Consider the following 9920-nt stretch of genomic DNA (forward strand, 5'->3'; position numbering starts at 1 on the left):
GTCGACGGTGGGTGACGGGGTGTCGGCGGGGGGTGCGGATCGTGGGGGGTGGGGGTCCGGGGTCGGGTGGCGCGCACCACAGCCCTCACCCGACGCCCGGAGGGCTGCTACCCACGGTGACGATGTCGGGCCCCGAAACGGCGGGGCGCCCGGTCCCGCGCCGGTACCCCGGTCAGTTCGCGGCGTCCCGGACGTCACCCGCCGGCGCCGCCCCCGGACTCCGGCTGACCCGCCGCGGCCGCGGCCCGGAGCAGCTAGCGGGGCGGCGCCTCGTACGCGGCTGGGAGCGGATCGACGACCGACGGGCGCCGGCCCACCCCCGTGGGACCGGCGCCCGCCGCAATCGTCAGCCCGCCGGCCGGCCGGCGGAGCGCCGCAGGTGTTCGGCGAGGGCGAGGAAGACGAAGAAGTTCGGGATCGTGCTCACGGCGGCGTGGGTCAGGGCCCGCCACCGGCCGGCGACCCTGAGCTTGACGAAGCCGTCGAAGACCTTGATCTCCTGGATCTCCTGCCACTGCGCGGACTCGCGCGCCGAGCCGACGGCGTCCACGGTCAGCCAGAGCCGGCCGAACTCCAGTCGCCCGCCCGAGTCCAGGGCGGCGACCGCCCCGGGGAGCTGGGCCCGGGTGACGGCCTGCTGGAGCGCCGGCCCCCACTCCCGCGGGTTGCTGAATCTGCCCTTCTCGGCGACCTCGCCCGACCCGTCCGCCCGGCCGCGCAGCACGACCTTCGCGCCGTCCACGTCGGTGAGCGTGTACTCGTAGGACGTGTAGCCGCCGACGCCGGTGTGCCGGACGGTGTTCTGGAGGACGGACGTGCTCTCGTAGCGGACGGCGTGGACCCGGCCCTTCACCACGGCGGTGAGACCGCGCTCGTGGAGGTCGAGCCGGACGCCCTGGTTCTTCGCCGTCGTGGACCGTTCCTTCCAGATGCCCAGCGGGACCAGCAGCAGCAGTCCGAGCGGGACGACCGCCAGCGCCGCCGCCTCGGTGAGCGAGAGCACCAGCGCCAGCCCCCCGAAGACCACCGCCCCGGTCACCGCGCAGCCGAGCGAACTCGCCTGCGACCGGGTGCCCGGGTAGACCGCCACCCGGTCACCCAGCCGGTTGCGGACCGCCGCCTCGTCGATCAGCGTCAGAAGCTCGCTCCGGCCGTCCGCGAGGCCGTCCTGTCCGGTCATGCCCTGTCCTCTGCCTCGTGTTCGGGGTGTTCGTCGCGTCCGTGGTGTTCGCGGTGACCGGTGGGCCCGCCCCGGCGGTGCGGGCCCACCGGTCGGCCGGGGCTCAGCCCGCCCGGTCGAAGGCGGCCTGGAGCCGGGGGACGTAGTCGGCGAGCGCCGGCGCCCAGCAGCCGTAGTTGTGGCCGCCGTCGCAGGTGGGCGACAGGGTCGAGCCGTCGCCGTAGTCGACGTAGCGGTTGGCGATGCCGAGCTGGTTCAGCCGGGTCCGGACGGTGTCGGTCGCGATCGCCGTGAAGTGGTCGATGGGCCCCCGGTCGCCGGTGTAGAGGGCGACGTCGGTGGCGGCCAGCTTGGCCAGGTTGGCGCCCGCGGCCGGGTTGACCTCGTTCCAGACGTGGTCGGCGCCGAAGACCGGGTAGGGCGAGCCGAAGATCGCGTCGCTGTCGACGTAGGGCCCGTAGCCGACGCACTGGCCGCTGCCGGAGGTGCTCACGGCGCACCACGCGCCCGGGAGGTTGAGCTCGGTGGCCAGGACCGTGGCGCGGATCTCGGTCATGCCGAGGTCGATGCCGCCGGACAGCGAGGCGACGTGGCCGAACAGGTCGGGCCGGAACTCGGCGTAGCGCAGCGCGCCGTAGCCGCCCATCGACAGGCCGACGACGGCCCGGTGCGACCGGTCGCCGAGGGTGCGCAGGTTGGCGTCGATGAAGGGGACGACCTGGCTGGTGTGGAAGGTCTGCCAGTTGGCCGCGCCGAGCACGGTGTTCTGCATGACCCAGTCGGCGTACCAGCCCTTGAGGCCGCCGTCCGGGACGACGGTGATCATCGCGTCGGAGTGCAGGGCGGGCGCGGCCGCGACGTCGTCCACGGTGCCGGCCCCGCCGTGCAGGAAGTACGTCACCGGCCAGCGCCGACCGGGGTCGGCGGCGTAGCCCCGGGGGAGGAGGATCCGGATCTTGTGCGTGCCGGAGAGCTGACCGGTGGTCACGGTCAGCGTGAAGTCGGTGTCCGAGTGCACGTCGGGGGCGCCGACCTGGGTCAGGCCGAACCCGTCGGTGAAGGTCGGCGGGGCCGGGTCGGCCGCGTGCGCGGGCGCACCGACGAGCAGCGCGGACACGGCCATCGCCGCGGCGACGACGGCCGCCCTGGCGTGCCGGCGCCAGGCGGGCGGGAAGGAGGTCATCGAAGGTCCTCTCGGGGTGGGTGCAGGGGGAGCGGGCCCCGCGGCCGGCGACGGACGGGGGCGGGGCGCGGTGCTACAGCGCGCAGTAGGCGTCGACCGTCGCCTTGCCGGTGTCCTGCTGGCCCTTCGTCCCGGCGAGCAGGTGGAACTCGTTGTTGGCGCGCGCGACCTGCTTGGCGCCGTCGTCGCTGGTGTACCAGTCGCTGAAGTAGCCCAGTACGGCGCCGTTGTGGCTCCAGGCCCACTGGCCGCACGGCAGCTGCACGTGGATGATGCCCAGGCCGTAGCCCACGGTGCCGTCGGCGGTCACCGGGACGGTGGTCTTGAGCTCGGCCTCCTGCGCGGGTGCCAGGAGCCGCCCGGTGACGAGGGCCCGGGAGAAGGCCGTCAGGTCGTCCAGGGTCGACACGATCGCCCCGGCGGGCCCGAAGGTCTGGACGTCGGAGACGGTGACGTCCCTGATGCCGATGCCGATCACCGGGTACTCGTAGCCGTGCAGGTGGTTGCCGGAGATGGTCGGATCGCTGGTCGGGAAGGTCGTGTCGGACAGGCCGAGCGGTTCGATGATCCGCTGCCGGATCTCGGCGGCGGCGTCGTTGCCGGTGACGGCCTTGATCACCATGCCGGCCAGGACGTAGTTGGTGTTGGAGTAGCTCCACTGCCCGCCCGGAGTGCCGGTGGGCCGGTGCTGGGCGAGGCCGAGGTTCACCAGGGTCTGCGCCGGCCAGGCCTTGGTGGGCTCGGTGTTCAGCGCGTAGGACAGCGAGAACCCGGTGTCCTTGGCGTAGTCGGGCAGGCCGGAGGTGTGGTTCAGCAACTGGCGGATCGTGATCGTGCTGCCGTCGTAGCCGTTCGCGGCGACCGCGCCGGGCAGCCACTTCGCGACGGTGTCGTCGAGGGACAGCCGCTGCTCGCCCTCCAGCTGGAGCAGCACGGTGGCGGTGAACGCCTTGGTGTTGCTGCCGATCCGGAACCTGGCCTTCGGATCGGCGGGCACCCTGGTGGACAGGTCGCCGACGCCCGCGTGCACGTACTGGGTGGTGTCGCCCTGGCGGACCAGGCCGATCACGCCGGGGTATCCGTCGGCGACCCCCTGCTGGGCGCCGGCCTGGAGGAGGCCGGCGGCGGTCGGGGTGTCGGCGTGCGCCGGCCCGGCACCGGCGAGGGCGGCGAGCGCCAGCGCCGCGCCGGCGGCGGTCAGACGTAGGGGTTTCATCGGACTCCTCGGGCTGCGGGTGGTCATGGCGGCGCGCGGTGCTCGCGACCGGTCCGGTGGGCCCGGACCGTCGGCGCGGCGCCGACCTGGTACCCGTGATCCTGCGGGCCGGCCGCCCCGGCGGACAGGCCATCGCACCGGCCACATGTGACCGGCCCCGCTCCGGCCTGCGGATTCCCGCCCCCGGCCTGCGGATTCCCGCGCCCCACCCGGACGGCGCCGGCGGGCCGGGCGCCGGCGGTCACGGCGTACCGGCCGGTGCGGGCGGGAAGGTGGCCGGTGCGTACTTGCCGTGCTGCTGGCGGAAGGTGCGGCCGAGGTGGTGCTGGAGCCGCTCGTGCCGGAACTGGTAGACCGCGCCGGTCTGGCGCAGCACGCCGCGCTGGTAGGCGTCGTCCAGGAACGCGACCGGGCGCCAGGGCAGCCGGCCGGTCAGCGGCAGCCAGACCCGGGCCAGCACCAGCCACTGGCCCCAGGCGGTGAAGGCGAGCAGATAGGCGACCGTCCCGCCGATCCCGCCGACCGCCCCGATGAACAGGCCGTCCGCCAGCCCCCAGTTCAGCGGACCCAGGACGCCCTGGAACAGGTCGACGACCAGCCGCCCGCCGCCGGCGATGGTGAGGGTGAGGGCCGGCGCCAGGACGAGGAACTGCCGGGCCACCGTGGCGCGGTTGGCGCTGAGCAGGCTGACCGGGGTGGCCGAGGAGGTGACGTCCACCGGCGCCTCCAGCGCGGCCGAGAGCCCGAAGACCAGGCCGGCCGCCGACCCGAAGGTCAGCCCGAGGCAGAGCATGTTGATCAGGGTGCCTTCGAGGACGTCCGGGTCGGTCAGCGGGGAGCCCGCGTACAGCGCGCGTTCCAGCGCGAGCGCGCAGGCGCAGCCGACGCCCATCAGGGACCCGCCGAGCAGACCGTCCCCGAACCGGGCGAGGAAGGTGCGGACCGGCCGCCGGCCGAGGCTGTCGTGGGTGCCGGGCAGCCGCAGCCGCACCCGGGACGGCTCGAAGACCTCCCCGCCGCCGAAGGTGATCAGGATCGCGTACACCGACCCGAAGGCGAGCCCGGCCACCGGCCCCATCAGGCTGCCCTGCAGCAGCACCTCGCCGGCCCCGGTGCCGAAGCCGATGCCGAGCAGGCTGACGAACAGTCCGACGAACCAGTCGGCGAGGGCGACGCTCAGCGAGGTGGCCACGACCACGGCCAGGACCCGGGTCGCGCGCGGCAGCGTGTCGCCGAGCTGCCACCAGGCGAGGTCCTGCCGGTCGTGGTCGAGCCGGACCAGGTGGTGCGCGAGGTGGCCGAGCCAGTGCTGGGCGCGACCGGTGTCCCAGTCCGTCGGCCGGTCCGGCCGGCCGGCGGCGTCCCGCTCCGGGGCGCGGCGGCGGTACACCGCGGGGACGAAGCCCGCCAGCAGGTGCTCCTCCAGGGACTTCGCGGTGGGGAAGCGGGCGGTGTCGAGCAGTTCCGCGGGGTCGCGGCCGGGTGTCTCGCTGTAGGCGGTGCGCGCCAGGATCACCATGAGCGGCGTGGTCAGGACCGCGGCGAGGGCGGCGCCGGCCCTGCTCTCCCCGGCGCGCAGCTCGTCGAGCACCGTGTCCCACAGCGACCCGTCCGCGCTCCCGTCCGCGCTCCCGTCCTCGCTCCGGTCGGCGGCGGCGTCGCCGCGGCCGACCGACCGGGCCGTCCGGGGCAGGTAGTGGCCGAGGTCGTCGAGGGTGAGGTCGGCGAGCGTGATGCCGGCCGCCCAGAGCAGCGGCGCGTGCGCCTCCTGGACGGCCTCGGCGAACTCGTCGTGCCGGCTGGTGAGGACGAGCGGCAGGGTGGTGGCGTTGAGGGCGTCGAGGGCCTCCCGCCGCAGGCCCTCCGCGATCTCGTCGAACCCGTCGAGGACGGGGAGGACGAGGTCGGCGTCGACCAGCGCGGCGGCCAGCGTCGACCCGTGCGGGCCCCGGCGGGCCAGGTGCGGGTGGTCGCGCAGCAGCCGCCCGACCAGCCAGTCCCGCAGCGCGGTGGTGGTCGGGTCCCAGGAGCCGAGACTGAAGATGACCGGGACCCGGGCGGCGGCGCCCGGGGCCTCCAACTGGTCCAGGACGAACCTGATCGTGAGGATCGACTTGCCCGAGCCGGCCCGGCCGAGGATCACCAGCCGCCCGGAGGAGATCCGCCGGTAGACCTCCGCCACGCTCCGCAGGTCACCGCTGAGGTCCATCGGGCGGGGGGCGTCCCCCGGGCCGAGCCGCTGGATGTTCTCCGACCGGTCGGTCAGCCCGGCCGGGGCCCGCTGCCACCGGACCGGGAGCGGGAACGGGTCGTGGACCCGGCGCTGCGCCTCCTCGCGGCGCCAGCGGCGTCTGACCTCGCCGGCCAGCTCCTGCGCGGCGTCGGCCAGCGCGCCGGGCACCGGGCGGGGCGCGGGTGGCGCGGGGGTCTCGGGTGGCGCCGACGGGCCGGGGGCCGGGGTCTCGGCGGCCGGGCCGGCGGGTGGAGCGGGCGCCGGTTCGAGCGGCGCGGGAGCCGGCCGGGGCACCGCGGGAGCCGACGCGCCGCGCGCCTCGGCGAGCGTGCTCGCCAGCTGCCGGCGGTCCTCCGCGCTGATGTCGAGGGCGTCGGCCAGCAGATTGACCGTACCCAGCCGATGGTCGCTGGACCTGCCGCTCTCCAGCCGGCGGATGGTGCGCACGCTCACGCCGGAGCGCTCCGCCACCTGTTCCTGCGTCAGGCCCGCCTGGCCGCGCAGCCGGCGTAACAGCGTGCCGAGCTGATCCGTCAAGGGGGCGCCTCTCTACTCGCCGGTAATCGCCGGTGAGCCTACCGGTGACGACCGGTCAGCGATGTCCGGCCGGTTGGCCTGTCCACCGAACATGACGAACGCCACAATCGCTGCCTTCGTGCAGGCGCTGTGCGGCGAGAAGCGAGGAGTCGACGTGGCCTACCGCTACTGGTGCGGTGAGTGCAGTTCCAGGACGGCCTGGCTCGGCGAGTCCGAGGGGGAGCGGCAGCAGGTCGAGCACTACGCGAAACGGCATCCCGGCATCCCGCCCGGCGGCCAGGTCGAGGTCGGCAGAGGACTCGACGCCGGCCGCGGCTGGCTCGCGCCGGCCGCGGCCGCGTTCGTCCTGCTGATCGTCGTGGTGGCCGTGGTGACCGTGGTGGCCCGGTACCGGTAGGCCGCGCCGCCGCCGGCACCGGCCGCCTTTGGCCGGTCCGTGGCCTGTCCCGGCCGGTCGGCCGGAGCCCAGCATGGGCGCCGGGGCCGCACGCTCCCGGGGGCCGGTGTCCGGTGCCCCGGCCGGCGGCACCCCACCCCTCCCAGCAACCGAAGGAGATCCATGTCCACTTCACCGCAGCCGGGGCAGGCCCTCACCCGGCGCTCGCTCCTGCGGACCGGGACGGGGCTCGCCCTGGGCACCGGCCTGGCCGTGGGCGCCGGGGTCGCCGCCGCCGGGCCCGCCGCCGCGACCAACGGCGTCGGCCAGACCGGCGCGCCCCTGTGCCAGCTGCCCGGTGACTCGGCGAGCCGGTACGGGCTGGGCAGCGGCGACCTGGGCATCCCGTACTACCGGGAGCACGACAACACCTGGGGCTACGTGTTCGGCGACTCCTTCGACACCGGCAACGGCTACCTCGGCTCCCCGGTGATGCTGAACCAGGCGACCTTCGACCGCTCCGGGGCGACCCCGATCTCGTTCAGCTACGCCATGCCCGACGGTTCCGCGGCCCAGCTCCTCGACTACGGCCACGGAACCGACAACGGCCACGGGGTGGAGAGCACCCGGATCCCGAACGACTGCGTCGAGTTCGGCGGCCGCACCTACCTCCAGTACACCTCGGTGGCGCGCGGCATCGGCCCGGACCCGCTGCCCGCCGGCGAGGACGGCTCACTGATGTCGGGCGTCGCCTACTCCGACGACTTCGGCCGGACCTGGACCGACTACCCGTACCACTGGCCCGGCCAGGACCAGGGCGTCAACCAGTCGATGTACGGGATGTGGTCGTTCGCCGGCATCGACCCGGACGGCTGGCTCTACATCTACTCCAAGCGCTGGAACGGCACCCACAAGAACACCGCGGACCAGGGCGCGATCCAGCTCTTCCGGATCGACCCGGACGCGTTCCGGGCCGGCGACTTCGGGGCCCAGCAGAACTGGGCGTACGACGGCGGCTGGCACTGGGCCACCGACGGCACCCCGCCGACCCCGCTGTTCGGCCCCGGGAACAACATCGGCGAGTTCTCCGTGAAGCGGATCGACGGCCGCTACTGCATGAGCTACCTCGACCTGACGGACGGTTCGATCTGCACGCGCACCGCGCCCCGGCCCGACGCCGCGTGGTCGGCGCCGGTCCCGCAGATCGTGGCGAGCAACCTCTGGCCGCCGAACCACTGGGGCCGGCCGCAGGTCGAGAGCCTCTACGGCGGCTACATCCACCCCGGCAGCGCCGGTGCGAACTCGCTGACGCTGATCGTCTCCCAGTGGACCGCGCAGGGCGCCTACCGGGTCCTGCAGTTCGACGGGATCCGGCCGTAGTGCGCGCCCCGCAGCGGCCGTCACGGCCGCCCCTCGACACCCCGCGACCCCCGCACCGGAAGGAGTCCCCGTGAGACTCGCCGTCCTGACCAGAGCGCTGGTGGGCGCGCTGCTCCTCTCCTCCGCCGCCCTCGCCACCACCGGCCCGGCCGCCGCGGCCACCGACGGCGCCAAGGACGTGACCTACCGGGGCACCACCCTGCGCGTCCCCGGCACCTGGCCGGTGATCGACCTGGACGCCGCGCCGGACACCTGCGTGCGGTTCGACCGGCACGCCGTCTACCTCGGCCGCCCCGGCGAGAACCAGGACTGCCCGTCCCACCTGCGGGGACGCAGCGAGGCGATCCTGGTGCAGCCGGCCCTGCCCGGCGTGGAGCGCGGGGCACGGGAGAACACCGCCTCCCGCGAGATCACGGCGACCACCGGCGCGGTCACCGTCACCGCGGCCTACGGCACCGACCGGGCGGCGGTGGCGACCGTCCTCGACCGGGCCGGTCTGCCGCAGCCGCGCCGGACGGCGCAGGCACCGCGGAGCGCGGCCGACCCGGCCGGCGCCGGCGGCGTCACGGCCGGCGTCGGCGCGGCGCTGACCGCCGCGGTGGACGGCGGCGCCACCAACTACACGGGCCAGGGCTTCGACCCGTGCGCGGCCCCGAGCTCGTCCACCATGCGCACCTGGATGGACGCCTCGCCCTACGGCGCGATCGGCATCTACATCGGCGGCGTCAACCGCACCTGCGACCAGCCGAACCTGACCGCCGACTGGGTCGCCCGGCAGGCCTCGATCGGCTGGCACTTCTTCCCGCTGTACGTCGGCCACCAGGCGCCGGGCGCCTGCCCCGGCTGCGCCACGATCCCCTCCGCGGCCCAGGGCGCGGCCGACGCCGACGACGCGATCGCGCAGATGTCGGCCCTCGGCTTCCCCCCGGGCACCCCGGTCTACATGGACAACGAGCACTACGCCCCGTCGTACTCGGGCCTGGTCCTGGGCTACCTGTCGGCCTGGACCACGCAGTTGCACGCCCGGGGCTACCTGTCGGGCGTGTACGGCAGTGCCGGCAGCACGATCTCCGACCTGGTCGCCCACTACTCCTCCTACGCGATGCCGGACGTCATCGACTTCGCGGCGTGGCCGGGCAACGGCAGCACCAGCACCTCGGACCCGGCGATCCCGGACCACCTGTGGGCGAACCACCAGCGGATCCACCAGTACACCGGTGGCCAGAACGAGACCTACGGCGGCATCACCATCAACATCGACGCCGACTACCTGGACGTCCAACTGGCGCCCACCGCCAGGGGGTGGGACGACTTCGGCGACGGCCGGCAGAACCCGGCGATCGGCCGGCAGGCCAACGGGGCGATGGTCGCGTTCGCGGTCTCGCCGGACCAGCAGGGGCTGTTCTTCCGCGAGCAGACGGCACCGAACGGCGGCTGGGGAACGTGGCAGCGGCTCGGCGGTCCGGTCGGCGGCCTGCCGGTGGTCGGCCGCGACCCCGACGGGCGGCTGGAGCTGTTCGTCCTCGGCCCCGGCCGGAGCAGCATCCAGCACAGCTGGCAGACCACGCCGAACGGCGGCTGGAGCAGTTGGGACACCTCCTTCGGCCCCGCGGCCTCGGGCCTGACCGTCGGTCAGAACGCGGACGGGCGGCTGGAGGTGTTCGCGGTGGCGCCGGACCGCAGTTCGATCTCGCACATCTGGCAGACGGAGCCCAACGGCGGGTGGAGTGGCTGGAACGGTGACGGCGCCGGGCCGTTCGGGGGCCCGACCGGGGGCACGCCGGTGGTCGGTCACCAGGCCGACGGGCGGATGGC

Annotated in this window: 7 protein-coding genes; 3 read left to right on the forward strand and 4 right to left on the reverse strand. The window is 74.7% G+C overall.

The window, feature by feature from the left end; all coding sequences use genetic code 11:
• Nucleotides 1-346: 346 nt before the first annotated feature.
• The 4 genes from ACZ4UX_RS25215 to ACZ4UX_RS25230 all read right to left on the reverse strand — a co-directional run bounded on the left by ACZ4UX_RS25215 (nucleotide 347) and on the right by ACZ4UX_RS25230 (nucleotide 6349).
• Entirely contained in the window at nucleotides 347-1180 is an 834-nt protein-coding gene (locus tag ACZ4UX_RS25215) for a DUF6585 family protein (RefSeq protein WP_465708317.1), read from the reverse strand.
• 103 nt (nucleotides 1181-1283) lie between these two features.
• Nucleotides 1284-2363 carry an alpha/beta hydrolase gene (locus tag ACZ4UX_RS25220; RefSeq protein ID WP_465708318.1) on the reverse strand — a complete coding sequence of 360 codons (1080 nt, stop codon included), beginning with the start codon at nucleotides 2361-2363 and terminating at the stop codon, nucleotides 1284-1286.
• Between the two features lie 73 nt (nucleotides 2364-2436).
• Nucleotides 2437-3579 (reverse strand): serine hydrolase domain-containing protein, encoded by a 1143-nt coding sequence (locus ACZ4UX_RS25225; RefSeq protein WP_465708319.1) that lies wholly within the window; start codon nucleotides 3577-3579, stop codon nucleotides 2437-2439.
• 241 nt (nucleotides 3580-3820) lie between these two features.
• A complete protein-coding gene (locus ACZ4UX_RS25230) occupies nucleotides 3821-6349 on the reverse strand; it encodes a helix-turn-helix transcriptional regulator (RefSeq protein ID WP_465708320.1) in 2529 nt (842 codons plus the stop codon).
• Between the two features lie 91 nt (nucleotides 6350-6440).
• On the opposite strand from ACZ4UX_RS25230, the gene ACZ4UX_RS25235 reads away from it, so the two are divergent.
• From ACZ4UX_RS25235 to ACZ4UX_RS25245, 3 genes are all read left to right on the forward strand, one after another.
• The gene (locus ACZ4UX_RS25235) at nucleotides 6441-6746 is read left to right on the forward strand and encodes a hypothetical protein (RefSeq protein ID WP_465708321.1); all 306 of its coding nucleotides are present in this window, start codon (nucleotides 6441-6443) and stop codon (nucleotides 6744-6746) included.
• A 162-nt stretch (nucleotides 6747-6908) separates the two neighbouring features.
• Nucleotides 6909-8105 carry a DUF4185 domain-containing protein gene (locus tag ACZ4UX_RS25240; RefSeq protein WP_465708322.1) on the forward strand — a complete coding sequence of 399 codons (1197 nt, stop codon included), beginning with the start codon at nucleotides 6909-6911 and terminating at the stop codon, nucleotides 8103-8105.
• Nucleotides 8106-8175: 70 nt separating this feature from the next.
• Nucleotides 8176-9920, forward strand: a 1745-nt coding sequence (locus ACZ4UX_RS25245) for a glycoside hydrolase domain-containing protein (protein WP_465708323.1), incomplete at its 3' end; no start/stop codon positions are given.

Source organism: Kitasatospora sp. NPDC028961, assembly GCF_055564815.1.